The organism is Streptomyces fuscichromogenes, from assembly GCF_014645815.1.
In the GTDB taxonomy this organism is placed as follows: domain Bacteria; phylum Actinomycetota; class Actinomycetes; order Streptomycetales; family Streptomycetaceae; genus Streptomyces; species Streptomyces fuscichromogenes.
Genome location: NZ_BMML01000034.1, coordinates 1 through 24,663, shown reverse-complemented (window position 1 = coordinate 24,663; position 24,663 = coordinate 1). Strand labels below are relative to the sequence as shown.

Here is a 24,663-nt window from a genome sequence, read left to right as displayed (position 1 = left end):
AAACAGCCCCGCGCCCCTTCGGGGCGCTCCAGAACCTCCTACCCGTTGGCGAACGCGACGACCTTGTCCAGGGCCCCGTTGAACTTGTCGTGGTCACCGACCGTCGGGCCGGTCGAGGTGTACTGCCACATCGTGTACGTCGACCAGCCGGCCGGCAGCGTGCCCACGTCCGAGGCGTAGCGGGCGACCCACAGCGGGTTGCTGGCGCCGAAACCGCCGTAGTTGCCGGTGCAGTCCGTCCACCAGCTGGTGGCCGTGTAGATGACCGCGGCCCGGCCCGTCCGTGCCTTGTACCGGTTCAGGAAGTCGGTGATCCAGCCGACCATCCCGCTCGCGGACTTGCCGTAGCACGCGGAGCCGTACGGGTTCCACTCGATGTCGAGGACGCCGGGCAGGGTCTGGCCGTCCTTGGACCAGCCGCCGCCGTGGTCGACGAAGTAGTCGGCCTGGGCGGCGCCGCCCGTGGTGTCCGGGGTCGCGAAATGGTAGGCGCCGCGGACCATGCCGACGTCGTAGGAGCCGTCGTACTGCTGGGCGAAGGAGGGGTTCGTGTAGTAAGTGCCTTCCGACGCCTTGGTGTACGCCCATCTGACCCCGCTGCTCAGCAGGCTCGACCAGGAGACGTCGCCCTGGTAGCTGGCGACGTCGACGCCCTCGGTCTGGGTGGCGAGGCCGGTCCTGGGCGTGCCGCTCTGGCCGTCGTGGGCGAGGACGCCCGTGCCCATGTACGCCGATCCGCGGACCGGGACGGCGGGGCCGGCCGGACCGGCCTGGGCGGGAACCGGGGAGAGCGCCGCCAGGAGCAGCGTGAAGAGGGCGGTGAGGAGTGTGGGGGCGGGTCTGTGCACGGGCATGACGTGCCTCCGTGGGGAGAGGTGGGGGTCCCACATATGCCAGAGAAGGAGGCCGGACACGGCGCGACACGACGCGGTGTCACACGTCGCGACGCCAACTATTAGCGTGCGCATGCCATTCAGGGCCTCGGTGCGGGCACCGCGCACGCGGCGGAGCCGGCGCAGCGGCATCCGGCGGCGGCCGTCGGTGTGAGCCTGCGGAATACTTGGCGAGCTGCGGCGACGACGGGGTTTGACGGAAACTCTCAGGACTGCGAAACCGATCAGGGGTGCTGACGTGCACGAGGACGAAAAGGGCGACGGACGGACCGCCGCCATCGGGCTGCCGCCGAGCGGTGCGGACCAGGAGTTCCTGGCCCTGGAACGCGAGTTGACGGTGCTGCTGCGCCGCGCCCGGGCCAGCCAGGGAGAGATGGCCCGGGAGGTCCACCCCGACCTGGAGTCCGCCGCGTACGGACTGCTCGTACGGCTCGACGAGTGCGGCGGCCAGCGCGCCACCGAACTGGCCGCCTACATCGGCGTCGGCAAGGCCACCATGTCCCGCCAGCTGCGCGCCCTGGAGGAACTCGGGCTGATCGCCCGGGAGCCCGACCCGGCCGACGGGCGGGCCTGGCTGGTCGCCCTCACCGACGAGGGCCGGCGCCGGGTCGGCACGGTCCGCGAGGCCCGCCGGGGCCGTTACGTCCGCCAGCTCGCCCACTGGGACCGCAGCGAGGTCGCGGGACTGGCCCGGCTGCTCCACCAGTTGAACGGCGTCATGGAGAAGTAGCCGGCCCGCCGGCGCCGGGGCCTCACAGCTCGGCGTACACCACCGTCGCGTCGTCGTGCGTCTTGCTCCGCCGCAGGAACACCCGGGCCTCCCGGTCGGCCGCCTCCAGCTCCCGCACCCGGTCGACCAGCGCTCGCGCGCCCTCCTTGGCCACGACGTCGAGGAGGGCCGTCCAGTCGCCCGCGCGGAACTTCTCCGTCCAGCGGGTCGCCCCGTCCGTGAGGGCGGCCAGCGCCCGGACCTCGGCGCGGGGCACGGTCCCGGTGACCGCGCGGGCGGCCACCGTGGGGTCGGCGGCGGCCGTGAAGAAGCCGCCCTCCCGGTTGCGGACCGTGGCGTCGGCGATCGCGTCCGAGGCGAGCGAGGCGCGGGGCACACGGTCGAGCCGGTCGTCCAGGACCGGGGTGACCGTGCCGTCGGGGGACCTGAGGAGCAGTGCCGAGTCGGACAGGACCAGGAACTCCACGGCCTCCTCGGACCAGCGGCTCAGCACCACCGTCGCCTGGGGGGTGCGCGGGTGAGAAAGGTCACAGGTGTCTCGGTGGGCGGCGGCTGTGCGGCCGATCGCCTGTTCGAGGATCTCCCGCAGCGTCAGATCTCCCCGCGAAACGGTCAGTTCGGTCAGGGCGCCGCCCAGCCGCGCGGTGAACCAGGGGACGGAATGCAGACACCCGGTGCCGTCCCGCGGCGGGGTGACCCCGTCCAGGACGATCAGGCAACCCCCCTGCCCCGAGGCGGGAAGTCCGACACCGGCGAAGTCCTCGTTGGGGCGGTCGGGGGCGCCGGGTTCCGAAACGACTTCAGTACGCATTCGGCCAGTCTGCACGACCCCTTCACAGGCTTCGCCAAAGGCTGGCAACGACCCCGGAATTGCCGCGGACCCGCAGGTCAGCCGCCTGTTTTGGGCTGGAATGGCGTACTCCGGGAAGGTGCGGTGGCGAATCCTGTCAAAGCCTGCCGTCCGCGTCCAACCGGCCAGCCGGAAAAGGACCCCGCACGGTCCGGCGTAACTTGCCCGCCAACTCCCCTCCGATGTTCACTCCTTCGGGTGGCGGGTGGGTCGATGTGAGTCCACTGCCCACCGGCGCTGGGAGGGTCGGGGACCGTACGAATCGGGTGCACGCACCACTGGGCACCGAAATGCCGGGGATCATGACGGGGTGCCACCCAGCCCCTTGGGTACACGAGTTCAGGAATGCGAGCACCGGTGCAGAAGACGCGGCCTCGGCGCACAGGCAAGAAGACGGCCTCCGAAACGGGCGCCGCGGCCCCCGTCGGCACCGGCCGCCCCAAGCACGTCCGCACCCGGCTGATCCTGGCCGTGGCCGTGGTCGCCGCCGCGATCGCGGGGGCCGGAGCGCCTGCCCTGCTCACCGCCTCCGGGCAGCTGAGCGACTCCCAGGACCTGGTGACCCTGGCCGGCCGCACCCAGGACGCGCTGGCCCTCGCCAGCTCGCTCGCCGACGAGCGCGACGACGTCACCTCGTACATCGCGGCGGGCCGCCCCAAGTCCAAGGCGCCCTCCGAGGACCGCAGCGCCCGGGTCGACCGCCAGGTCGAGGACCTGCGCGCGGACACCGACGCCCCCGGCTGGCTGCGCACCGACCTCGACGGCATCGCCGCCGTCCGACGCTCCGCGCTCACCGGCAAGAGCACGGCCCTCGAAACCCACCAGGCGTACTCGCAGACGATCACCGAACTGCACCGGCTCGCCGAGGAACTGGCCGAACAGACGCCCCCGAGGGTCGGCTCGGGCGCCTACGCGCTCGCCGAGCTGGACTCCGCCGTCCAGCAGTCCGCGGCGGCCCGGGGCCTCCTGCTCGCCGCCCTGAACATCCCGAGCACCACCCGGACCACGATCAGCCCGCTCACCGGTCTGCCCGTCACCAGCACCACCACCTCGGCCGCCGACAGGAAGCAGCGCGACGCGCTCACCACCGCCGCCCAGCAGGCCAGACTCCGCGCCGACGCGGCCCTCGCCGACTTCCACGACACCGCGCCCAAGGCGGCGGTCGACTCGTACGACTCCACGGTCACCGGCAACGACGTCAACGACGCCGACAAGTACCTGGCCGCCCTCACCGACCAGCCGACCCTCTCCGACGACGACCTCGGCACCGGCACCAAGAAGCTGGACGCCGCGCTGTCCGCCCGGGTCGAGCTGATGCGGGGCGTGGAGTCGGCCCTCTACGACCACCGCACCAAGGACCTCGCCCAGCTCCGCGACGACGACGTGACCGCGCTGGAGATCCGGGTCGCGGTCCTCGGCGCCCTGATGCTGGTCGCGGTCGGCATCGCCACGGCCATGGCCCGCACCCTCACCCGGCCGCTCTCCGTGCTCCGCCGGGGCTCGGCCCGCCTCGCCGAGGCCGAGGACCCGCGCACCGCGGAGCCGATCACCTTCACCGGCCGCAACGACGAGTTCGCCCAGGTCGTCCGCTCCGTCAACACCCTGCACGCGCACGCCGTCGAGCTCTACGACCGGATCGCCACCCTGGAGACCGACCGCAAGCACCTGGTCGGCCAGCGGCAGAAGATGGCGGACGCCCGCGAGGAGCTGCGCGCCGAGGTCACCGACGCCGGCGCCCAGCTGGAGCGGCTGCGCACCAGCATCGGCGGCACCTTCGTCAACCTCGCACTGCGCACGCTCGGCCTCGTGGAACGCCAGCTGGCGGTCATCGAGACCCTGGAGGAGCGCGAGCAGGACCCCGACCGGCTGTCGACCCTCTTTAAACTCGACCACTTCGCCACGGTCATGCGCCGCCACAGCGAGAACCTCCTGGTCCTCGCCGGCACCGAACACGTCCAGCAGCACGCGGGCCCGATCCCGCTGGTGGACGTCGTCCGGGCGGCGGTCAGCGAGATCGAGCGCTACGAGCGGGTCCGGATCGCGTCCCTCCCGCCGCACGCCCACGTGGCCGGCTTCGCCGCCGACGACCTCTCCCACCTCCTCGCCGAACTGATGGAGAACGCCACCGCGTCCTCCCCGCCCGACGTCCCCGTGGAGATCTCCGGCTGGCTGCTGGAGAGCGGCGAGGTCATGCTCTCCGTCCAGGACGAGGGCATCGGCATGACCGCCGACCGCATGGTCCGCCTCAACGGCCGCCTCGCCGAGTTCGATCCCGAGTCGCCGTACGACCAGGAGGGCGAGGGCGGTCTCGGTCTCGGCCTCTACGTGGTGGCCCGGCTGGCCCACCGGCACGGCGTCCGCGTCCAGCTGCGCGAGCAGAAGCAGGGCGGGGTGGCGGCGGTCGTGGTGCTGCCCAAGCCGCTGCTGGCCGCGGCCCCGGCGGGCTCGGTCCCGCGGCCCGCGTCGGCCCCCGGCACCGCCCAGGCCTACTCCCTGCCCGGCGCGGCCGCGGAGGTCAACTCCAACGTCCTGTCCGGCCGTTCGACGTCCGGCGACCCGCTGGTGACGCTGGCGGAGAAGGCGGTACGCGAGGCCGGCGAACAGCCCGCCCACGAGCAGGCGCCGACGCCGAGGACCCAGGACCCCGAGCCGACGGCACGACCGAAGGCACCGGCGGAGACGTTCGCCGAGACCACGATGGAACTGCTGGTCCCGCTCACGGACCCGGAGCCCGAGCCGGCCGAGCAGCCCGAGCCGCGAACCCGATCGGCTTCGGCCGACGCCCGGCCCCGATCGGCTTCGGCCGAGGACCGGACACAGGCCGGTGCCGCCGACGACCGGACCCGAGCCGTTCCCGCCGAGGAGCGCGCGCACCCCGCCGACGCCGAGATCCGCCCCCGCCGCCAGCGTGCCGAGGACGACGACTGGCCGCAGCCGCAGGGCGCCGAGGACGAGGACCGGCCGCGGCCGCAGGGTGTCGACGCCGAGGATCGGTCCCGCCGTTCGCGTGCCGGAGATGACGACTGGCCGCAGCCGCAGGGCGCCGACGCCGAGGATTGGTCCCGCCGTTCGCGTGCCGGGGATGACGACTGGCCGCAGCCGCAGGGTGTCGAGGGTGAGGACCGGACGCGCCGTCGGCGGGCCGGGGAGGATGACTGGCCGCGGTCGGAGTCCGCGGTCGCCGAGAGTCACGCGCGTTCGCGGCCCGCGGTCGCCGACGGTGAGCCGGTCTTGCCGGGGCCGGCCGCACCCGGCCTGGACACCCGCGCGGGCGATGCCGCCGGGAACGGCTTCGGCGCAGCCGAGGAACACTCCCGCCCGCTGCCCGCGACCGCCGACGCCGAAGGGGACGACGACGGCGAGGACGAGGTCACCAGCAAGGGCCTCCCCAAGCGCACCCCCAAGATCACCGCCCAGGCCCAACCGCCCCGCCAGCGCGGCACCGGCGTCGACGCGGATGCCCTCCGCCGCAGGCTCGGCGGCTTCCGCCGGGGCGCCGACGCCGGCCGTCGTGACGTCGAGGCGGAGATCGCCGAGCAGACGGGCCAGAACAAGGTGCCGAGCACCGCACGAGCCGTACCCGGAACAGCCGTATCCGAAGAAGCCACGGGGGGCACTGTCGAGGAGGCAAGCAGTTGACCGCGCCCAGTACCTTCGGACTGAGCAGTGAGGCCCGCAACCTGCACTGGCTGCTGAGCAACCTCGTCGAGGAGGTGTCCGGCATCCAGTCGGTCGCCGTGGTCTCCTCCGACGGCCTGCTCCTGCTCTCCTCGGACACCAGCCGGAACGAAGCCGCCCGCGAGGCGCAGGGCGAGAAACGCAAGGGCCCGCGCGGCTCCTCCGCGGACCTCGCCACCATCGTCTCCGGCATCGGGAGCCTGACCATAGGCGCCGCCCGGCTGATGGACTTCGGTCCGGTCAAGCACACGATGGTCGCGATGGACGAGGGCAGCCTCTTCGTGATGTCGATCAGCGACGGTTCGCTGCTCGGCGTGCACGGCAGCGCGGAGTGCGACATGAGCGTGGTGGCCTATCACATGGCCCTGTTCGTCGGCCGGGCCGGCCACGTCCTCACCCCCGAACTCCGCAGCGAGCTACGCAAATCCCTGGAGGAAGACGCCACGAGGAGCGGCCGATGAGCAACGCGCCGAAGAACCGCAGGCAGAACCTCCCGGTACGCGGCGGCGACCGCAAACCCGCCCGCGTCCGCCCCTACTCGCTCACCGGCGGCCGTACCCGCTTCGGCCACGTCCTGCTGGTCGAGACCTTCGTGGCCGCCCTTGAGGCCCCGGAGGAGCGCAAGGAACTGACGAATGGTTCCCTCAGCACCCGGGTGATGCCGGAGATGCGGGCCATCGTCGAACTGTGCCGCCGTATGCGCACGGTGGCCGAGATCGCCGCGCTGCTGAAGATGCCGCTCGGTGTGGTCCGGGTCCTGCTCAGTGACCTCGCGGACCAGGGACAGATCCGTGTGTACGGCACCGGTACCGGACACGGCGCCGGCCGCCCGGACCGCGCTCTGCTGGAAAGGGTGCTGAGTGGACTACGCCGTCTCTGACGCCACCGGCGTCAACCCGCTCCTCGACGGGGAGGAGCAGGAGCGGTCCTGGCAGACGGACCGCAGCCGTGCCCCCGTCGCCACGAAGATCGTCGTGGCCGGCGGCTTCGGCGTCGGCAAGACCACGCTGGTCACCGCCGTCTCGGAGATCACGCCCCTGCAGACCGAGGCGCTGATGACCGAGGCGAGCGAGGAGACCGACGACCTCACCGCCACGCCCGGCAAGACGACCACCACCGTGGCCATGGACTTCGGCCGCATCACGCTCGACGACGACCTGGTGCTCTACCTGTTCGGCACGCCGGGCCAGCAGCGGTTCTGGTTCATGTGGGACGACCTGGTGCGCGGCGCGATCGGCGCCGTCGTCCTCGCGGACACCCGGCGCCTGAAGGACTGCTTCCCGGCGCTGGACTACTTCGAGAGCTGCGGACTGCCGTACGTCGTCGCGGTCAACCACTTCGACGGCACCGAGCGCTTCGAACCCGAGGACGTGCGCGAGGCATTGACGATCCCTCCGCACATACCTGTAATGATCATGGACGCCCGCCGTCGGGTATCGGCCGTCGAGACACTGCTGTCCCTGGTCGCCCACGCGCTGGACGAAACCCCCGAGTAACGCCCCGGGTAGATCTTCTGAACCCTTAGGAGCCACCACCGCATGCGGAAGATACTCGTCGTGGGGGCCGGTCAGTCCGGTCTCCAGCTCGCCCTCGGCCTCCTGTCGCACGGCTACGAGGTCACCCTGATGTCGAACCGGACCGCGGACGAGATCCGCTCCGGCCGGGTCATGTCGACGCAGTGCATGTTCGACACGGCACTCCGGCACGAGCGTGATCTCCAGCTGAACTTCTGGGAGTCCCAGGCCCCGAAGATCGAAGGACTCGGCGTCTCGGTCGCCGCCCCCGGCTCCTGGGCGGAGGGCCCCGCGGCCCGCGCGATCGACTGGGTGGGCAAGCTCGACGGGTACGCGCAGTCGGTGGACCAGCGGGTGAAGATGGCCGGCTGGATGGAGACCTTCGCGCAGCGCGGCGGCCAGCTGGTCATCCACGGCGCGGCCGTCGGCGACCTGGACTACTTCGCCCGCACCTACGACCTGGTGCTGGTCTCGGCCGGCAAGGGCGAGCTGGTCTCCATGTTCGGCCGCGACGCCGCGCGCTCCCCCTACACGGAGCCGCAGCGGGCCCTGGCCGTCTCCTACGTGCACGGCCTCGGCCCCCGCCCCGAGCACCCGGACTACTACGCGGTCCGCTGCAACCTGGTCCCCGGCGTGGGCGAGCTCTTCGTCATGCCGACGCTCACGACCTCCGGCCCCGCCGACATCCTCTTCTGGGAGGGCATACCCGGCGGCCCGCTGGACGTCTTCAACGGCGTCAAGGACCCGGCGGAGCACCTCTCCCTGACCCTGGAACTCATGGAGCGGTACACGCCCTGGGAGCACGTGCGGACCGCCAAGGTCGAACTGACCGACGCCGGCGGCACCCTCGCCGGCCGTTACGCCCCCACCGTCCGCAACCCGATCGGCCGCCTCCCCGGCGGCGGCCTGGTCCTCGGTGTCGCGGACGTCGTCGTGGCCAACGACCCGATCACGGGCCAGGGCTCCAACTCCGCGTCCAAGTGCGCCGCCTCCTACCTCGCCTCGATCCTCGAACGCGGCGAGAAGGAGTTCGACGGGACCTGGATGCAGGAGACGTTCGACCGCTACTGGAACACCGCCCAGCACGTCACCAAGTGGACGAACGCCATGCTGGCGCCCCCGCCGGAGCACATCCTCAACCTGATCGGCGCGGCAGGCCAGCTCCAGCCGGTCGCCGACCGCTTCGCCAACGGCTTCGACGACCCCTCCGACTACGAGAACTTCTTCTACGAGCCGGAGAAGACGGAGGCGTACCTCGCTTCGGTGACCACCGGCGCCTGATCCGTTTTCGGCCGCGGGTGCGTGGTGGTTGCTCGCGCAGTTCCCCGCGCCCCTGCAGGGGCGCGGGGAACTGCGCGGCCGGCCACGATGGTGCCGCACCCGGCCGACGGCCCGTCGCGGCCCCCGACGCGGACCGCATACGCTGATCGCATGACCCCGCAGGCCGCCACCCCCGCCTACCGCAGGCTCTCCGTCGAGGAGCGGCGCAGCCAGCTCCTCGACGCGGCCCTCTCCCTCTTCGCGCACCGCGCGCCCGAGGACGTCTCGCTCGACGACGTGGCGGAGGCGGCCGGGGTCTCCCGCCCCCTGGTGTACCGCTACTTCCCCGGCGGGAAGCAGCAGCTCTACGAGGCCGCCCTCAGGTCCGCCGCCGAGGAGCTGGAGCACTGCTTCGACGAACCCCGTGAGGGCCCCCTGCTGCCCCGGCTCGCCCGCGCCCTGGACCGCTACCTCGCCTTCGTCGACCTGCACGACGCCGGCTTCAGCGCCCTGCTCCAGGGCGGCAGCGTGGTGGAGACCTCGCGGACGACGGCGATCGTGGACGGCGTACGACGGGCCGCGGCGCAGCACATTCTCCGTCACCTGGACGTCGCGGACCCGGGCCCCCGGCTGCGGATGACCGTCCGGATGTGGATCACCGCCGTCGAGGCGGCCTCCCTCATCTGGCTCGACGAGGACAAGCAGCCGCCCCTCGACGAGCTGCGGGACTGGCTGGTGGACCAGTTCGGCGCGGTACTCAGCGTGACCGCGCGCCGCGACCCGCAGACCGCGGCCCTCGTCGACGCCCTCGCGGCGGATGGCTGAAACTGGTGGCGTGAAGACTCAGGACACCCCCTTCGAGGGCGGCCCCATGGACGGGCGGGTGCTCCCCGTGCTGCTCGGCATGACCGGCCACCCCCCGAAGACGTACCGCATCCCGGTCCCGGACCCGGCCGGCGGCCCGCCCGCCGTCCTTGTCTACCGCCGGGTGTCCCGGGGGCAGAGCAGGCGCCTGGGCCTGTCCCAGGGCTGGAAGTACGAGTACGACCCGACGGGCAGGGGCGGCGGCGGAGCAGGCGGGCCGAAGTGGCCGTGGTCGAGGCGGGCGCCGATCCGCAAGCCGGACGACACCGAAGGGTGACAGGGTTACGCCGAACCGCCCACAGGAGCTTCGCGAACCGGGTATACACGTCTGATTATCACGATGTGGTACGGAACGACCGTCCCGCATCGGAGGTGATGACGTGTCAGGAAGGTTCCTGCGGCTGGCCTGTACGGCCGTGGTGGCGGCGGTTCAGGCCGCCGTCACGCCCCTGCCCGCACTCGCCGCACCGGGCCCGGAACGGCCGGTCGCCGAGCTGCTGACGGACCTTCAGCAGGCGTACCGGCAGGCCGAACAGGCCACCGAGACCTACAACGCGGCCGAGGAACGGCTGAACCGGCAGCGCACCGTGGTGACCCGGCTCGACGGCGAACTGGCCGTGGCCCGGCGCTCCCTGCACGGCAGCAGGGACGAGGCGGGCCGGCTGGCCCGGCAGCAGTACCAGAACTCCACCGGCATCTCCCCCTACGTCCGCCTGCTCCTCGCCCGTGACCCGCAGCACGCGCTCGACGAGGGCCATGTCATCGGCGAGCTGGCGCGCGAGCGGGCGAAGACGGTGGGCCGCCTGGCCGACGACGAGCGGCGGCAGGCCGACCTCGCCCGCCGGGCCCGCGCCGCCCTGGACACCCGGCTCGCCCTCGCCGAGGGACAGAAGAAGCAGCGCGACGAGGTCCGTACCCGCCTCTCCGACGTGGAACGCATGCTGGCGTCCCTCACCGCGGCCCAGCTGACGGCGCTCGCCGGCCTGGAGCAGGACCGGACGGCGGACGCCCAGCGCAAGCTCACCACCTCCGGCGCCCTGGGCACCGGCACGCCACCGCCGTCCCCGGCGGGAGACCGGGCGGTGCGCTACGCCGTACGGCAGCTGGGCAAGCCGTACCAGTGGGGCGCGGCGGGCCCGGTGTCGTACGACTGCTCGGGTCTGACCTCGCAGGCCTGGGGCCACGCCGGCCGGCCGATCCCGAGGACCAGCCAGGAACAGTGGGCCGACCTGCCCCGCGTCCCCCTGGACCGGCTGCGCCCCGGCGACCTGGTCGTCTACTTCCCCGAGGCCACCCACGTGGCCCTCTACCTGGGTGACGGCAAGGTGGTCCAGGCCCCCCGCCCCGGCGCGAAGGTCAAGGTCTCCCCGATCGCGGCGAACCCGATCCTGGGCGCGGTCCGCCCCGACTCGACGGCCCGGCCGTTGGCCCGGTACACGCCGCCCGTGATCCCGAAGACGGCGACAGAGGGCCCGGACGAGAGTTTCGGGACCTTGCAGCCGACCCTGCCCGCATGCCCCGGGGGCGCGGGGAACTGCGCGATCAACCCCCACTCGCCGGCACTGTGAACTCAGGCCAGCAGCCCCGAGCTCTTCCACAACCGCCGCCCGACCCCCTGGAGAACCCCGATGTCGTCCAGGAAGTCGGTCAGCCGCTTCGCGCCCGTCTGCATGACCTCCCGCCGGTGCCCGCTCGCCCGTACCTGCGCCACCGCCTCCCGCCGGTCCAGCCCCACGTTCGCGTAGACCTCCGGATTGACGAAGGCGACCGAGAACACCCGCGCGAACTCGCCCGAGGTGACCCGGGTGAACTCCTGCGACCACCGCGGCGCCGTCACCATCTGCCGGCGCAGCTCCTCGCGGGCGTACCGCACATGCCGGGCCTCCTCGACCACATGGATCCGCGTGACCCCCCGCACCAGCGGCTGGACCCGCTCGTCCGGGAAGGTGAGCCGCTGCATCCAGTCGAGGACCTCCTCGCCGAGCAGGGTGGCGGTGAACGACCCGGGGGTGGTGGAGATCGTCTTGAAGAGGCGGCCCAGGTTCCGGTGGGCCCGGCTCACCGGGTACCAGGGCGCGTCCCCGCGCTCTATCAGCCGCGCGAACATCTTCGAGTGCCGGCACTCGTCCTCGATCTCGGTCAGCGCGTAGCGCACATGCGCACTCGTCGCCGCCTTGTCGTAGATGTGCCGGACCAGCAGCTGCATCAGGATCAGTTCGAACCAGATACCCAGCGAGGCCAGCGCGGCGGCCTCGTGCTGGGAGAGCAGGATCCGCTGCTCCTCGGACATCCGCTGCCACATCGGCGTGCCGTACAGCGAGACCAGCTCCGGCGGCCAGAACCACTTGCCGTCCTCGAAGGGCGCGTCCCAGTCCAGCTCCCTGTCCGGGTCGAAGGAGTGCTTCGCGGAGGAGGCGAGCAGCCGTTCGGCCACCTGCTCGCGGTCCTTGAGCAGGCCGAGCGCGTCCCGCAGTCCGTCGACCGCGTCGGCTTCCGTCAGGGTCGTCATGGCTCTCCCACCTCGTTACCCGGGGTACAGCGTCGTCCGCTCTTATGAGACCGCTTGTCAGCAAGCCGGTCAATCCCCTGCGCACAACTTGCTGACTCCGAGTCTCAGAACCCGAGCGCCGCCCGCATCACCGCCCGCGCGATCGGCGCCGCGTCCCCGCCCCCGCTGATGTCCGCACGGTCGGCCGCCGCGTCCTCGACCACCACCGCCACCGCCACCTTCGGCTCCAGGTCGCCGTCCGCCTGCGCCCAGGACACGAACCAGGCGTACGGCACCCCGGCGTTGCCGATGCCGTGCTGAGCGGTGCCGGTCTTGCCGCCGACCGTGGCGCCGCGGATCGCCGCGTTCGTGCCGGTGCCCTCCCGGACCACGTCGACCATGAGCTCCTTCATCCGTACGGCCGTCGAGGGGCTCATCACCTGCCGTACCGGCCCCGCGCCCCCGGTGCCGACCGTCTCGCCGGTCCGCCGCACGGTCCGCTCCACCAGGTACGGCGGATGCGCGAGCCCGCCGTCCGCCACCGCCGCCGCGACCATCGCCATCTGCAGCGGCGTGGCCCGGGTGTTGTACTGCCCGATCGACGACAGGGCCAGCTGCGCCCGGTCCACGCTCGTGTCGAAGGTGCTGGGCGCGGCGGTGAACGGGATGCGCAGCCGCGTGTCGTTGAAGCCGAACGCCTGGGCCGTCGCGGTCATGTCCGCCGCCCCCACGTCCACGCCCAGCTTCGCGAAGACCGTGTTGCAGGACCACTCGAAGGCCGCCCGCAGCGAGGCGTCCGCACAGCCGTCCCCCTCGTTGGTCAGCCGGGTCGTGGTGCCCGGCAGCCGGAAGGGGTCGGGGGAGTCGGTCGGCGCGTCCAGGTCGGTGACGACGCCGGCGTCGAGGGCGGCGGCCGCCGTCACCACCTTGAAGGTGGAGCCCGGCGGATACGTCTGCCGTACCGCCCGGTTGAGCATCGGCTTCTCCGGGTCGCCGTTCAGCCGTGCCCAGGCCGAGGTCACCGCCGCACCGTTGCCGGACAGTTCGGCGGGGTCGTACGACGGGGTGGAGACCAGGGCGAGGATCCGGCCGGTCGCCGGCTCGATCGCGGCCACCGCGCCCTTGCGCGAGCCGAGCCCCCGGTAGGCGGCCTCCTGGGCGTACCGGTTCAGGGTGGTGACGACGTTCCCGCCCGGGTTCTGCGTCCGGCGGGTGTCGTTCCACAGCGGGAACGGCGCGAGCATCGGGTCGGTCCCGGCGAGCACCCCGTCCTCGGCGTGCTCCAGGAACGTCGTGCCGTACAGCTGGGAGGCGAAGCCGGTGACCGGGGCGTACAACGGGCCCTGGGGATAGGTGCGTTCGTAGCGCAGCTGCTCCCGGCTGTCCCGGGAGCCGGTGACCGGCACGCCGCCGACCAGGATGTCGCCGCGGGGGAGGCTGTAACGGGCGATCGAGTTACGGCGGTTGGCGGGGTTGTCGTCGTAACCCCGCGCCAGTACCACCTGGATGCGGGCGGCGTTGACGAGGAGCGCGAACAGCAGCAGGGCGCACAGGGCGCGGGCCCGCCGGACGTAGCCGGCCATCCCGCCGCGCCGACGGCCGTACCCGGTGCTCATGGGGCCACCTGTCCGTCGTAGTGGCGGCGGGCCGAGTCGCTCACCCGGATCAACAGGGCCACGATCGCCCAGTTGGTGACGACCGAGGAGCCGCCCTGGGCGAGGAACGGCATCGCCATGCCGGTCAGCGGGATCAGCCCGGTGACCCCGCCCGCGATCACGAACACCTGGAGGGCGACGATCGAGGCGAGCCCGACCGCGAGCAGCCGGCCGAAGGGGTCGCGCAGGGCGAGTCCGGCCCGGTAGCCGCGCTCGACGAGCAGGCCGTAGAGGAGGAAGACCGCGCAGAGCCCGGCGAGGCCGAGTTCCTCGCCCGCCGTGGCCAGGATGAAGTCCGACTTGACGGCGAAGCCGATGAGGATCGAGTGCCCGAGCCCGAGCCCGGTGCCGAGGACCCCGCCGGCCGCGAACGCGAAGAGGGACTGGGCGAGTTGGTTCGGTCCCTGGCCCGCGTCGATCGAGGCGAACGGATGCAGCCAGTCCTCGATCCGGCCGTGCACATGCGGTTCCAGACGGCCGGCGGCGACCGCGCCGAGCACGGCGAGCAGCAGGCCCACGGCGATCCAGCCGGTGCGCCCGGTGGCGACGTACAGCATCACGACGAAGAGGCCGAAGAAGAGGAGCGAGGTGCCGAGGTCGCGTTCGAGGATCAGGACACCGACGCTCACCAGCCAGATGGTGACGATCGGACCGAGCACCCGGCCCGTCGGGAACTGCATGAACCACACCCGGCGGCCGGCGTACGCGAGCGCGTTGCGGTTGGCGGCCAGGTACGCGGCGAAGAACACCGCGAGCAGCACCTTCGCGAACTCGCTGGGCTGGATGGAGAATCCGGCGAGCCGGATCCAGATCCGGGCCCCGTTGACGGCCGGGAAGAGGATCGGCAGGAGCAGCAGCGCGAGCGCGGCGGCGACACAGACGTACGCGTAGCGCTGCAGCACGCGGTGGTCGCGGAGCATCAGCACGACCAGGATGAAGAGGCCGACCCCCAGGGTGGACCAGACGAGTTGGGCGGGGGCCGCCCGGTCGCCGGGGGTCTGGAGGTCCAGCCGGTAGATCAGGACCAGGCCGAGTCCGTTGAGCAGCACGCCGATCGGGAGCGGCAGCGGGTCCGCGTACGGGGCGCGCACCCGCACGGCGAGATGGGCGACGAGCGCGAGCACCCCGAGGCCGGCGCCGTAACCGGCGGCGCCGGGCGGCACGGTGCCGGTCTTCGCCAGGCCGACCGCGCAGTAGCCGTACACGCAGAGCAGGACGGCCAGCACGATCAGGGCGAGTTCGATGCCACGGCGCCGGGGGAGGCGTACGGCGGAGGTGGGGGTCGCGGTCGCCGCCAGGGTGGTTCCGGCCTTGGTCATGTCCGGAACTTACCCAAATAGTGTGAGTTGCGGGCCTTGTCGGTCAGCACCAGCGTGGCGTGCGCCCCAGGGTGTCGATGTCGTGGGCGGGGCCCCAGGCCCAGGTGCCGTCGGTGAGCAGGTACCAGACGCGGTTGCCGTCGACGGGGTCGCCGATGGCCCGGCAGTAGAGGGAGACCTCCTCGCCGTTCCCGACGAACCGGATCCGCCGGCTGCCGCGCTCCGGCTGGTCCCGTAGCCAGATGCCGTCCCGCGCGGTGACGACGCCCCGGTAGCGGGCGGGATCGTGGCCGGGTTCGTCGCTACCGCCGGGGCCGAGGAAGTCGTCGGTACCGCCGGGGCCGAGGACATCGTCCGCGCCGCCGGTGTTGCCGACGCCGGCGAGGTGGTCGGGGTCGCCGGAATCGTCGTACCGGCCGTTCCCCGGGTCGACACTGTTCCAGCCGTCGTCGGCGAGGGCGGGTGTGCTGCCGCAGAGGGCGACGAGCGCGGCTATCGCGAAGCCGCGGGCGAGCGTGGAGCGCAGGGGCATGGAGGTCTCCGAACGGGTCGGGTGGAGCGGACGGGGGGAATCCGGCTATCCGTCACGCTAGGAGGGGTGGGCGGGGGGCGCCCTTTGCACTGGGCTGAAAGGAGTCTGCGGGCCGGTGGGGGCTGGTCGCGCAGTTCCCCGCGCCCCCAAAAGAAAGGGGCACTGCACGAGCGCCCCTTTAGGGGCGCGGGGAACTGCGCGGGCAACCCCCACCCACCCGCAGCCGCGCAACAAACCCCTCGCCCCCTACGGGAGCGTCAGCCTCGCCACCGCCCCACCGTCGATCGCGTTGGCGAACGACAGCCGCGCCCCCAGCACCTCCGCCTGCCCCACCGCGATCGTCAGCCCCAGCCCGTGCCCCCTCGCCCCGCCCTCCGTCCGGAACCGCTGCGGGCCGTGTGCCACCAGGTACTCGGGATAGCCGTCCCCGTGGTCGCGCACGGTGACCTCCTTCCCCTCCACCGTCAGCACCACGGGCCCCCGCCCGTGCCGGTGCGCGTTGGCCACCAGGTTCCCCAGCACCCGTTCCAGCCGCCGCCGGTCGGTCTCCACCCACACGTCCCGTACGACCTTCACCTCGGTCTCCGTCCCGGACCCCCGCACCACCCGCTCGGCCAGCGTGCCCAGCGCCTCCGCGTCGGTCTCCAGCCGCTCCCGGCCCGCGTCGAGGCGGGAGATCTCCAGCAGGTCCTCGGTGAGCGTGCGCAGCGCTGCCACCCGGTCCCGCACCAGCTCCGTCGGCCGCCCCGGAGGCAGGAGTTCCGCCGCCGCGTGCAGCCCCGTCAGCGGCGTCCGCAGCTCATGCGCCACGTCGGCGGTGAACCGCTGCTCGCTCAGCAGCTTGCTCTGCAGCGACGCGGCCATCCCGTCCAGCGCGGCGGCGACCGCGGCCACCTCGTCCTGCGGGCGGGTCGGATCCTTGGTGCGGGGGTCGTGCACGCGGGCGTCCAGGTCCCCGGCGCTGATCCGCCGGGCCACCTGGGCGGTGCCGTGCAGCCGCCGGGTCACCCGGGTCACCGCGAACGCGCCGACCAGCAGCGTCGCCCCGATGGCGAGCGCCGACGACCAGAGGATGGAGCTGTCCAGCCCGGCGATGGTGCGGGCCTGCTGGGAGTAGTCGACGCCCACCGCGAGCGACCGGTTCCGGTCGGCCGGGCCCGCCGCCCACATCACGGGGTGACCGTCGCCCTCGTCCCTGGCGACCATCGTGCCGCGCTCCCCGGCCAGCGCCAGCGCCCGCAGCCGCGGCGGCAGCCCCCGCGGGTCGACGCGGGCGCCCCGCGGCAGCGCGTCGCCCGCCTGGTAGGCGGCCGTCGCCTCCGTGAGCCGGGCCAGCGCCTGGTCGCGGGCCTGTGCGACGGTCTGGTCGGTGACCGACACGTGCACCAGGACGCCGAGCAGCGCGGCCAGCGCACAGCACATCACCGTGATGAACGCGGCCGACTTCGCCGCGAGCGTCCCGGCCCAGTGCGGGAGCCTCATCGCGCGTCCGCCGAAGCGCCGGTCGAAGCGCCGGTCGAAGCGCCGGTCCAAGCAGTGGCCGAAGCGCCGGCCGAAGTACCCGCCGAAGCGGCCGCCGAGGGCATCCGGGCGCGGGTGTGCCGGCCCTTGCCGGTGCGCAGGAACTCGTCCCGGGTGAACACCATCGCCTTCCGCCCCGGGTCCCACGCCCAGGTCGTCCGGTACTCGTACCCGCTGATCCCGGCCGGCGACCGCACGATCACCGTCCGCCCCGCCAGCTCCACGCCGATGATCGCGTCGTTGTCGTCGAGGACCTGCACCAGCCGGTGCTTCTCGACGGTGTACACGCGCAGCGCCGTCTGGTTCGTCGGATACAGCCGGAAGCCGAGCGTCAGCTCGTCCCGCCCGTCCCCGGTGAGGTCCCGGTAGTACGGCTTCAGCAGCGGACACCGCGCCCCGCCGCCGCCCGCCGTGCACTCCTTCATCCGGTCCGCGGTCGGGCGGTACGCCCCCTTGGCCCCGTAGTCCGCCGGGTCCGAGGCGATCTCCGCCCGTACGACGGCCACCGGATCCACCGCGCGGATGTCGTCGCCGGGCACCGTGATCCCCTTGACGGTCTCCGCGCCGCCCTCGTCGTAGGGCCAGGCCGGACTGGACGCCGGCCGCAGGTCGGGCCAGAGCTTCGCCGGGCTGATCGCGGTCGGGGCCGCCCCGGCCGCCCGCAGCCCGCCGGAGTCGCCGCAGCCCGCCGCGGTCACCGCCAGCAGGGCGACGGCCGCCGCGGTCACGGCGATGCGGACGGGACGACGGGCTGGCACACTGCTCCTGGCTCGGCGGGGTCGGGCGGTGCAGGGGGCCGCTGCGGGGCCCGGTGCGGAGCCCGTGCACGGGAGAGAGGCTACTCGGCGAGCTCCTCCAGCAGACGGGCGGTGGACAGACCGGCCCGCAGATACGCCACGAACAGCTCGTTGTGCAGCGCCCAGGGCGAGCGCCGGGCCCGGACCAGCCGGATCGCCTCCTCGGCCGTACACCCCTGGTGCACCAGCGTCTGCGCGACCACGAGCCCGGACCGGTTGTACCCGCTGTAACAGCGCACCAGCACCGACCGCCCCGCGCCCAGGGCGTCACTGGCCGCGCGGGCGAGCCGTATCACCCCCGCCAGCTGGGTACCGTCCAGCGGCCCGTCCGGTATCGGCCACACATGGTGCTCGACCCCGGCGTCCGGACCGTGTCCGGGCAGCCGCAGCAGACTCTGCACGAGGTCGAACTCGTCCCGCACCACGGCGGGCTCCAGCCGCCCCGAACGTCCCCGGAACTCGTGGCCGCCCATCCACAGGTCGGGCAGCACCTCGCTCCAGGGACTGTCCGGAGCCGGCACGTCGTACTGCTCCCCACGGATCCGCACCCGGCGCCTCCCCGCTGCCCGCGCCAACCCCTGTCAAAGGTAACCGGGTTCTTGCCCCTGGAGCACCCCGCCTGTTCCCATGGACGAGGGGTGATGACGCAATGAGCGGACTGCGCGTCGTGCCGACCTGGAGGCACGGCCAGGAGCGACTGTACGTATGCCTCACGGACGGCAGGAACGTCGCCTGGTACGACCGTGAGGCGGGCCGGGTCAACCTGCTCAGCGAGGAGCGGCGGGACGACGTACTGGAAACCCTCAGGCCCTTCCTGACCGGCCCGGTCACCATCGGGCCGCCGCCCGTGCCGACCCCCGCGGAACTGGCGCGGCTGAGCCTGCATCCCGACGACGACCTGGCGCCCAACCGGCCCGGCGAGGCGCTGCTGGTCGCCCTGGACCGGGACCCCGGTCCGGCCCACCGCCTCCGTCCCGACCCGCGCCGCCGCGCCCTGACCGCGGAGCAGACCGTCGGCGACGCCCTGGACCGCCTGGACGGCGCCGGCTGGCACGCCCTGCACTCCGTCCCGCTGCCCGGCGGCGACCGCCTGCACCACCTGCTGATCGGGCCCGGCGGCCTGTTCTGCGTGTACTCCCTCTACGCCCGCAAGCAGAAGGTCCTGGTCGCCGACCCGATGATCACACTGGGCCGGCGTGACCCGCAGCCGCTCCTGCGCCGCCTGCGGGCGGCCGCCGACCGGGCCTCGTACGCCCTCACGGCGGAGGTCCGGCCGGTGCTGGCCCTGACCGAGCCGGCGGACGTCACGCTGACGGCCCCGCCGCGCGAGGTCACCATCCTGCGCGACCGGGACCTGGACGCCCTGTCCCGGCTGGGCGGCGTCCTCAAGCCGGCGGACGTGGAGGCCCTGCACGCGATGGCGCGGGACCGCAACACCTGGGGAAGGGTGTAGCACCGCACAGGTGGCTCACGCGAGGGAGGCCGCGGCGCTGCTCACGGTGGCAGCGCGGCGGCGCTCACGGTGGCAGCGCGGCGGCGCGCGTCGCGTCCAGCAGGGGAGCCAGCAGGTCCCCGTGGTCCTGGACGCGCGGCGCGATGTCCCCCGCCCGGAACGCCAGCTGCCCCGCCGTCCGGCACTCCGCGACCTCCTCCCAGGTCACCGGCGTCGACACCGTCGGCTCCCGGCGCGCCCGGACCGTGTACGGCGTGGCCGTCGTCTTGCGCCCCGAGTTCTGGCTCCAGTCCACGAACACCTTCCCCGGCCGCAGACTCCGCGTCATCCGGTGCACCACCAGCCGCGGCATCGCCTGCTCGGCCTGCACCGCCAGTCCCTTCGCGTACGCGCTCACCCGCTCGCCGGGGGCCCCGCGCACCGCCGCCAGCAGATGCAGCCCCTTCGACCCGGCGGTCTTGGCGTACGCCTCGATGCCGTCCGCCGCCAGCCGCTCCCGGAGCCACAGCGCGACCTCGCAGCACTGCACCACCGTCGCAGGCGCCCCGGGGTCCAGGTCGAAGACGATCCGGTCGGCCTCGTCCGGCGTCCCCACCAGCCACTGGTACGTGTGGAACTCGGTGACCAGGTTCGCCGCCCACATCAGGCTCGCGAGATCCTGTACCAGCACCATCCGGGCCGCCCCCTCCGACCGGCGCACCTCGGCGGTCGTGACCCACTCGGGCGTACCCGGCGGCACGTTCTTGGTGAAGAAGACCTGGCCGTCCGGCCCGTCCGGGTAGCGCAGGAAGGACACCGGCCGGTCCCGCAGATGGGGCAGCAGGACCCCGGACGTGCTCGCGTAGTAGTGCAGCAGCTCGCCCTTGGTGAACCCGGTCGCCGGATACAGCACCTTCTCCAGATTGCTGAGCGCGACCCTCCGCCCGTCCACCTCCGTGATCGGCGTCATAGGATGACAATCTCATAAAATTGCGTATGAATCGGACGGAGGATAGCCGCACGTGCGATCCATCTGGAACGGCGCGATCTCCTTCGGCCTCGTCAGCATCCCGATCAAGCTGGTGAACGCCACGGAGAGCCACTCGATCTCCTTCCGTCAGGTCCACACCGAGGACAACGGCCGCATCCGCTACCGCAAGTTCTGCGAGCTGGAGGACCGCGAGGTCACCCAGTCGGAGATCGGCAAGGGGTACGAGGACGCCGACGGCACGATCGTCCCGATCACCGACGAGGACCTGTCCCACCTGCCCATCCCGACGGCCCGCACGATCGAGATCGTCGCGTTCGTCCCGGCCGACCGGATCGACCCGCTCCAGATGGACGCGGCGTACTACCTGGCGGCCTCCGGCGCCCCCGCGGCGAAGCCGTACACCCTCCTGCGCGAGGCCCTGAAGCGCAGCCACAAGGTGGCCATCGCGAAGTACGCGCTGCGCGGCCGGGAACGCCTCGGCATGCTCCGGGTGGTCGGCGACGCCATCGCGATGCACGGCCTGCTCTGGCCGGACGAGGTCCGCGCGCCCGAGGGGGTCGCCCCGGACACCGACGTCACCGTCCGGGACAAGGAACTCGACCTCGCGGACGCCCTGATGGCCACCCTCGGCGAGGTCGACCTCCAGGACCTGCACGACGAGTACCGGGAGGCCCTGGAGGAGGTCATCGCCGCGAAGGCGACCGGCGAGACCCTGCCACAGACCCCGGAACCGGCCCCGGGCGGCAAGGTCCTCGACCTGATGGCGGCCCTGGAGAAGAGCGTGCGGGCGGCGAAGGAGTCGAGGGGCGAGGGCGCGGAGATCACACCACTGCCGGACAGGAGACCGCCGCCGACGACGGAGAGGACCCCGCCGAAGAAGGAGACGACCGCGAAGACGTCATCGACCGCGAAGACGTCGTCGGCCGGGAAGACGTCCGCGGCCGGGAAGGTGTCGTCGACCGCGAAGCCGTCGGCGACAAAGACGTCGGCGACAAAGCCGTCGGGCGCGAAGGCGTCAGCCGTGAAGTCGTCGTCGGCCAAGGCGTCGGACGCGAAGGCGTCGGACGCGAAGGCCACGGCCAAGAGGGCCGTGGCCAAGAAGTCGGCGGCGAAGCAGACGCCGGCCAAGAAAGCGGCTTCGTCCCGCAAGCGCTCCGCGTGAGAGTGACCCGGCGGGTGCCACGGCGCCGGCTGCCGCCGTGTTATCACCGTGGGCGATAGTGCATATTTCAACATGACGGTGGATATGGGGCGACGATGGCGCAATGCTGGGTGACAGGGGAGGACCCGCCGCACGGCGGGTGCGCCAGGCCGCACTCGAACCCGTCCCCACCTGCGAAGGCATCGTCATGCGTGCACTGCATTTCCACCCCTTCGGCAGAACTCGTGCCCTGTCCCTGACCCGGCCCCCGGTACGCACCCCCGTGGCGGCGGACCGCGTGCCCGCCGATCCGGCGGCAGGAGGCGCCTCGGGCCCGCCGGGCCGGACACGTCCCGCCGCTACGGTCCCGCGGCTGTCCGCCGCCGAGTGCGGACTGCTGCTGATCAGACTGACCTTCGGACTGCTGGTGGCCGGCCACGGCGCGCAGAAGCTGTTCGGCGTCTTCGGCGGACCGGGCCTGACGGCCACCGGCAGAAGCTTCGACGCCCTCGGCTACCACCCGGGCAAGGTCTTCGCCGTGATCGGCGGCCTCTCCGAGCTCGCCGGTGGCCTCGGTCTGGCGCTGGGACTCCTCACCCCGCTGGCGGCCGCCGCCGTCATCGGCGTGATGATCAACGCGATGGCGACCGTGAGCGGTGCCCACGGCCTGTGGGTGCAGAACGGCGGAGTCGAGTACAGCGTCGCCATCTGCGTCGTCGCCTTCGCCCTCGCCGCCATCGGTCCGGGCCGGCTGTCCGTCGACCGGTTCTTCCCCTGGCGCTCGGGCGGCTGGCCCGCGGCCGCCGTCGCGCTCGGGCTGGGCGGTATCGGTGCCGCGATCGCGCTGAGCATCTGAAGCATCTGAGCGGCGGGGCTGCCGCCATCCGTGTGGAAGCCCTGCCGCCCGGAGAGGTTGCCGCCGCTTCGTGCGCGTGGCACGCCGGACAGCGGGGCCCCGCCCTCCTACATTCCTCCTGCATTCCGGCTGACGGACCCCTCCTGACAGACCCGTCGTCGGACCCGTCGGCGCGCCGTCGGCCGACCACCAACCGCCGACCACCAACCGCTGACCGCTGACCACCGACCGCTCACCACCGACCGTCGGCCATGACCTTCGGCCGCCCCTGCCGTCCCACCCGGTCTCCCTGGGAGAGATGTGACCCGGTCCCGCATCCGTTCCGCGCTGACCCTGCCGGTCGCCGGCCTGCTCCTCGCCACCGGCTGGCTGGCCGGCTGCGGGGACCGGACCCCGGTCGGTGACGCGTCCGGCACCCGCCGGCCCGCGCCGGAGGCCGCCCGCGACCCCGCGGCCGGACCGCGGCTCCAGGACCCGCCGGAGCTGGTCAGCCACGACGGCGTCCTGAAGGCCGCCATCGTGGTCGAACGCCGGAAGGTGCGGGTCGGCGACCGTCGGCTGTACGCCACCGTCTACAACGGGGCGTACATGCCGCCCACGCTGCGGGTACGGCCCGGTGACCGCATCGACCTCACCATGACCAACCGGGTCGACGACGACACCAACGTGCACACGCACGGCCTGCACGTCTCCCCGCGCAGCCCCTCCGACGACGTCTTCGTCGCCCTCAAGCACAACCAGTCGTACCGCTACACGTACCGGCTGCCGTTCAACCATCCGACCGGTACGTTCTGGTACCACTCGCACGCGGACATGAAGTCCGCGCCGCAGGTCGCAGGCGGCGAGTCGGGTGTCGTCATCGTCGAAGGGCTCCAGCAGCACCTGCCCCCGGCCCTGCGGGGCATCACCGAGCACACGATCGCGCTCAAGGACTTCCAGGTCGAGGGCGACTCGGTCAGGACGCACCCCCTCAAGATCGGGGCGCCCACGAACCGTACGGTCAACGGTCAGCAGAACCCGGTGATCACCATCAGGCCGGGGGAGACCCAGCTCTGGCGGCTCGCCAACATCGGGGCCAACATCTACTACAAGCTGCACCTCCCGGGCTCCCGCTTCCGCGTGATCGCCCAGGACGGCATCCCCGTCCGCACGGCGTACGACCAGGACACGCTGGTCATCGCGGCCGGAGCGCGTTTCGACGTCCTGGTCCGCGGCGGCCGCCCCGGCACCTCACGGCTGGAGACCCTCGCGTACGACACCGGCCCGGCCGGAAACCGGTTCCCCCGCGCCGACCTCGCCACCGTCGTCACCGGCGGCACACCCGTGCACCCGGCCACCCTGCCGACCGGCATCGCCCGGCACGAGGACCTGAGCGACGCGACGATCGCGGCGCGCCGGACCGTCGTCCTCACGGAGAACAAGGCGGGCACGGAGTTCTACCTCAACGGCCGCCAGTACGACCCGCGCCGCACCGACTTCACCGGCACCCTCGGCACGGTCGAGGAGTGGACCATCCGCAACGACTCGGACGAGACCCACTCCTTCCACATCCACACCAACGACTTCCAGCTGATGAGCATCGACGGGAAGCCGCACGACCCCGCCCACGCCTGGTACGACACCATCGACGTGCCCGTGCGGGGCAAGGCGGTCATCCGCATCCACTACACCGACTTCACCGGGAAGACCGTGGTGCACTGCCACATCCTCAACCACGAGGACATGGGCATGATGGGCGTCCTGGACATCGTCGCGCCCCGCGGGGACAAGCCCGGCAAGTGATCGGTCACCCAGGGGCCGCGACGGCGCTGCGCCCGGCCGAAGAACTCACTTCGGCCGGGCGCAGCGCGGCGATCAGTACTGCTCGGTCTCCACGAAGCCCGCGTCCGCGTCGTCGGCGCCGAAGGTGTCGGCGGCGGCGGTCGGGTTGAATCCGGGCGGGCTGTCCTTGAGGCCGAGGCCCATGGCGGCGAGCTTCTCCTTGACCTCGTCGATGGACTTCGCACCGAAGTTGCGGATGTCCAGGAGGTCCGCCTCGGAGCGTGCCAGGAGCTCGCCCACGGAGTGGACGCCTTCGCGCTTGAGGCAGTTGTAGGAGCGGACCGTGAGCTCCAGCTCCTCGATCGGCAGCGCGAGGTCGGC

At 72.6% G+C, this 24,663-nt stretch carries 24 protein-coding genes; 13 read left to right on the top strand and 11 right to left on the bottom strand.

Annotation, left to right across the window (positions count from 1 at the left end):
* Window positions 1-38: 38 nt before the first annotated feature.
* Complete coding sequence (locus IEZ11_RS44120) at window positions 39-854, bottom strand: lysozyme (RefSeq protein WP_189268731.1); 816 nt, start codon at window positions 852-854, stop codon at window positions 39-41.
* A gap of 277 nt (window positions 855-1,131) precedes the next feature.
* Between IEZ11_RS44120 and IEZ11_RS44115 the strand changes: the two genes are divergently transcribed.
* Window positions 1,132-1,623, top strand: a complete 492-nt coding sequence (locus IEZ11_RS44115; protein WP_189268730.1) for a MarR family winged helix-turn-helix transcriptional regulator — start codon at window positions 1,132-1,134, stop codon at window positions 1,621-1,623.
* Between the two features lie 22 nt (window positions 1,624-1,645).
* Here the strand turns inward: IEZ11_RS44115 and IEZ11_RS44110 are convergent, their stop codons facing one another.
* Complete coding sequence (locus IEZ11_RS44110; RefSeq protein WP_189268729.1) at window positions 1,646-2,434, bottom strand: protein phosphatase 2C domain-containing protein; 789 nt, start codon at window positions 2,432-2,434, stop codon at window positions 1,646-1,648.
* A gap of 396 nt (window positions 2,435-2,830) precedes the next feature.
* Here IEZ11_RS44110 and IEZ11_RS44105 point away from each other — a divergent pair, with 396 nt between their 5' ends.
* The 8 genes from IEZ11_RS44105 to IEZ11_RS44070 all read left to right on the top strand — a co-directional run bounded on the left by IEZ11_RS44105 (window position 2,831) and on the right by IEZ11_RS44070 (window position 11,357).
* Complete coding sequence (locus tag IEZ11_RS44105) at window positions 2,831-6,112, top strand: sensor histidine kinase (RefSeq protein ID WP_189268728.1); 3,282 nt, start codon at window positions 2,831-2,833, stop codon at window positions 6,110-6,112.
* Window positions 6,109-6,612, top strand: a complete 504-nt coding sequence (locus tag IEZ11_RS44100; RefSeq protein WP_189268727.1) for a roadblock/LC7 domain-containing protein — start codon at window positions 6,109-6,111, stop codon at window positions 6,610-6,612. Before IEZ11_RS44105 ends, IEZ11_RS44100 begins: the two co-directional genes overlap by 4 nt.
* Window positions 6,609-7,031: a DUF742 domain-containing protein gene (locus IEZ11_RS44095; protein ID WP_189268726.1), complete on the top strand. Its 423-nt coding sequence runs from the start codon at window positions 6,609-6,611 to the stop codon at window positions 7,029-7,031. Before IEZ11_RS44100 ends, IEZ11_RS44095 begins: the two co-directional genes overlap by 4 nt.
* Window positions 7,012-7,647, top strand: a complete 636-nt coding sequence (locus tag IEZ11_RS44090; protein ID WP_189268725.1) for a GTP-binding protein — start codon at window positions 7,012-7,014, stop codon at window positions 7,645-7,647. The genes IEZ11_RS44095 and IEZ11_RS44090 overlap by 20 nt, the downstream gene beginning before the upstream one ends.
* Window positions 7,648-7,689: 42 nt before the next feature.
* Window positions 7,690-8,946 (top strand): styrene monooxygenase/indole monooxygenase family protein, encoded by a 1,257-nt coding sequence (locus IEZ11_RS44085; RefSeq protein ID WP_189268724.1) that lies wholly within the window; start codon window positions 7,690-7,692, stop codon window positions 8,944-8,946.
* A gap of 150 nt (window positions 8,947-9,096) precedes the next feature.
* Window positions 9,097-9,750 carry a TetR/AcrR family transcriptional regulator gene (locus IEZ11_RS44080; RefSeq protein WP_189268723.1) on the top strand — a complete coding sequence of 218 codons (654 nt, stop codon included), beginning with the start codon at window positions 9,097-9,099 and terminating at the stop codon, window positions 9,748-9,750.
* Between the two features lie 10 nt (window positions 9,751-9,760).
* On the top strand, window positions 9,761-10,066 hold the full coding sequence (locus tag IEZ11_RS44075) for a DUF8847 domain-containing protein (protein ID WP_189268722.1): 306 nt from the start codon (window positions 9,761-9,763) through the stop codon (window positions 10,064-10,066).
* 103 nt (window positions 10,067-10,169) lie between these two features.
* Window positions 10,170-11,357, top strand: coding sequence for a C40 family peptidase (locus tag IEZ11_RS44070; RefSeq protein WP_189268721.1), 1,188 nt, complete (start codon window positions 10,170-10,172; stop codon window positions 11,355-11,357).
* 2 nt (window positions 11,358-11,359) lie between these two features.
* On the opposite strand, the gene IEZ11_RS44065 is transcribed toward IEZ11_RS44070, so the two are convergent.
* The 7 genes from IEZ11_RS44065 to IEZ11_RS44035 all read right to left on the bottom strand — a co-directional run bounded on the left by IEZ11_RS44065 (window position 11,360) and on the right by IEZ11_RS44035 (window position 18,649).
* Window positions 11,360-12,298, bottom strand: a complete 939-nt coding sequence (locus tag IEZ11_RS44065; RefSeq protein ID WP_189268720.1) for an AurF N-oxygenase family protein — start codon at window positions 12,296-12,298, stop codon at window positions 11,360-11,362.
* 104 nt (window positions 12,299-12,402) lie between these two features.
* Complete coding sequence (locus IEZ11_RS44060) at window positions 12,403-13,893, bottom strand: penicillin-binding transpeptidase domain-containing protein (RefSeq protein WP_373295057.1); 1,491 nt, start codon at window positions 13,891-13,893, stop codon at window positions 12,403-12,405.
* Window positions 13,890-15,251, bottom strand: coding sequence for an FtsW/RodA/SpoVE family cell cycle protein (locus tag IEZ11_RS44055; protein ID WP_189268719.1), 1,362 nt, complete (start codon window positions 15,249-15,251; stop codon window positions 13,890-13,892). The genes IEZ11_RS44060 and IEZ11_RS44055 overlap by 4 nt, the downstream gene beginning before the upstream one ends.
* Window positions 15,252-15,294: 43 nt before the next feature.
* On the bottom strand, window positions 15,295-15,783 hold the full coding sequence (locus IEZ11_RS44050) for an SH3 domain-containing protein (protein WP_189268718.1): 489 nt from the start codon (window positions 15,781-15,783) through the stop codon (window positions 15,295-15,297).
* A gap of 246 nt (window positions 15,784-16,029) precedes the next feature.
* Window positions 16,030-17,265: an ATP-binding protein gene (locus IEZ11_RS44045; protein WP_189268717.1), complete on the bottom strand. Its 1,236-nt coding sequence runs from the start codon at window positions 17,263-17,265 to the stop codon at window positions 16,030-16,032.
* Window positions 17,262-18,062 carry a hypothetical protein gene (locus IEZ11_RS44040; protein WP_189268716.1) on the bottom strand — a complete coding sequence of 267 codons (801 nt, stop codon included), beginning with the start codon at window positions 18,060-18,062 and terminating at the stop codon, window positions 17,262-17,264. The genes IEZ11_RS44045 and IEZ11_RS44040 overlap by 4 nt, the downstream gene beginning before the upstream one ends.
* An 80-nt stretch (window positions 18,063-18,142) precedes the next feature.
* Window positions 18,143-18,649, bottom strand: coding sequence for a protein-tyrosine phosphatase family protein (locus IEZ11_RS44035; RefSeq protein ID WP_189268715.1), 507 nt, complete (start codon window positions 18,647-18,649; stop codon window positions 18,143-18,145).
* A 101-nt stretch (window positions 18,650-18,750) separates the two neighbouring features.
* On the opposite strand from IEZ11_RS44035, the gene IEZ11_RS44030 reads away from it, so the two are divergent.
* The gene (locus IEZ11_RS44030; protein ID WP_189268714.1) at window positions 18,751-19,554 is read left to right on the top strand and encodes a nuclease-related domain-containing protein; all 804 of its coding nucleotides are present in this window, start codon (window positions 18,751-18,753) and stop codon (window positions 19,552-19,554) included.
* Window positions 19,555-19,618: 64 nt separating this feature from the next.
* On the opposite strand, the gene ligD is transcribed toward IEZ11_RS44030, so the two are convergent.
* The gene (gene ligD / locus IEZ11_RS44025) at window positions 19,619-20,503 is read right to left on the bottom strand and encodes a non-homologous end-joining DNA ligase (protein ID WP_189268713.1); all 885 of its coding nucleotides are present in this window, start codon (window positions 20,501-20,503) and stop codon (window positions 19,619-19,621) included.
* Window positions 20,504-20,555: 52 nt separating this feature from the next.
* On the opposite strand from ligD, the gene ku reads away from it, so the two are divergent.
* From ku to IEZ11_RS44010, 3 genes are all read left to right on the top strand, one after another.
* A complete protein-coding gene (ku, locus tag IEZ11_RS44020) occupies window positions 20,556-21,686 on the top strand; it encodes a non-homologous end joining protein Ku (protein WP_189268712.1) in 1,131 nt (376 codons plus the stop codon).
* 187 nt (window positions 21,687-21,873) lie between these two features.
* Complete coding sequence (locus IEZ11_RS44015; RefSeq protein WP_189268711.1) at window positions 21,874-22,521, top strand: DoxX family protein; 648 nt, start codon at window positions 21,874-21,876, stop codon at window positions 22,519-22,521.
* Window positions 22,522-22,821: 300 nt separating this feature from the next.
* Window positions 22,822-24,303 carry a multicopper oxidase family protein gene (locus tag IEZ11_RS44010; RefSeq protein ID WP_189268710.1) on the top strand — a complete coding sequence of 494 codons (1,482 nt, stop codon included), beginning with the start codon at window positions 22,822-22,824 and terminating at the stop codon, window positions 24,301-24,303.
* Window positions 24,304-24,375: 72 nt separating this feature from the next.
* Here IEZ11_RS44010 and IEZ11_RS44005 read toward each other — a convergent pair.
* Window positions 24,376-24,663, bottom strand: a 288-nt coding sequence (locus IEZ11_RS44005) for a DNA-directed RNA polymerase subunit alpha C-terminal domain-containing protein (protein WP_308426592.1), incomplete at its 5' end; no start/stop codon positions are given.

Excerpts from the sequence above, each read along its gene's own strand:
- IEZ11_RS44120 (WP_189268731.1), bottom strand. The coding sequence starts at position 854 with ATGCCCGTGCACAGACCCGCCCCCACACTCCTCACCGCCCTCTTCACG.
- IEZ11_RS44110 (WP_189268729.1), bottom strand. The coding sequence starts at position 2,434 with ATGCGTACTGAAGTCGTTTCGGAACCCGGCGCCCCCGACCGCCCCAAC.
- IEZ11_RS44095 (WP_189268726.1), top strand. The coding sequence starts at position 6,609 with ATGAGCAACGCGCCGAAGAACCGCAGGCAGAACCTCCCGGTACGCGGC.
- IEZ11_RS44085 (WP_189268724.1), top strand. The coding sequence starts at position 7,690 with ATGCGGAAGATACTCGTCGTGGGGGCCGGTCAGTCCGGTCTCCAGCTC.
- IEZ11_RS44080 (WP_189268723.1), top strand. The coding sequence starts at position 9,097 with ATGACCCCGCAGGCCGCCACCCCCGCCTACCGCAGGCTCTCCGTCGAG.
- IEZ11_RS44065 (WP_189268720.1), bottom strand. The coding sequence starts at position 12,298 with ATGACGACCCTGACGGAAGCCGACGCGGTCGACGGACTGCGGGACGCG.
- IEZ11_RS44060 (WP_373295057.1), bottom strand. The coding sequence starts at position 13,893 with ATGAGCACCGGGTACGGCCGTCGGCGCGGCGGGATGGCCGGCTACGTC.
- IEZ11_RS44055 (WP_189268719.1), bottom strand. The coding sequence starts at position 15,251 with ATGACCAAGGCCGGAACCACCCTGGCGGCGACCGCGACCCCCACCTCC.
- IEZ11_RS44050 (WP_189268718.1), bottom strand. The coding sequence starts at position 15,783 with ATGCCCCTGCGCTCCACGCTCGCCCGCGGCTTCGCGATAGCCGCGCTC.
- IEZ11_RS44045 (WP_189268717.1), bottom strand. The coding sequence starts at position 17,265 with ATGAGGCTCCCGCACTGGGCCGGGACGCTCGCGGCGAAGTCGGCCGCG.
- IEZ11_RS44030 (WP_189268714.1), top strand. The coding sequence starts at position 18,751 with ATGAGCGGACTGCGCGTCGTGCCGACCTGGAGGCACGGCCAGGAGCGA.
- ligD (WP_189268713.1), bottom strand. The coding sequence starts at position 20,503 with ATGACGCCGATCACGGAGGTGGACGGGCGGAGGGTCGCGCTCAGCAAT.
- IEZ11_RS44015 (WP_189268711.1), top strand. The coding sequence starts at position 21,874 with ATGCGTGCACTGCATTTCCACCCCTTCGGCAGAACTCGTGCCCTGTCC.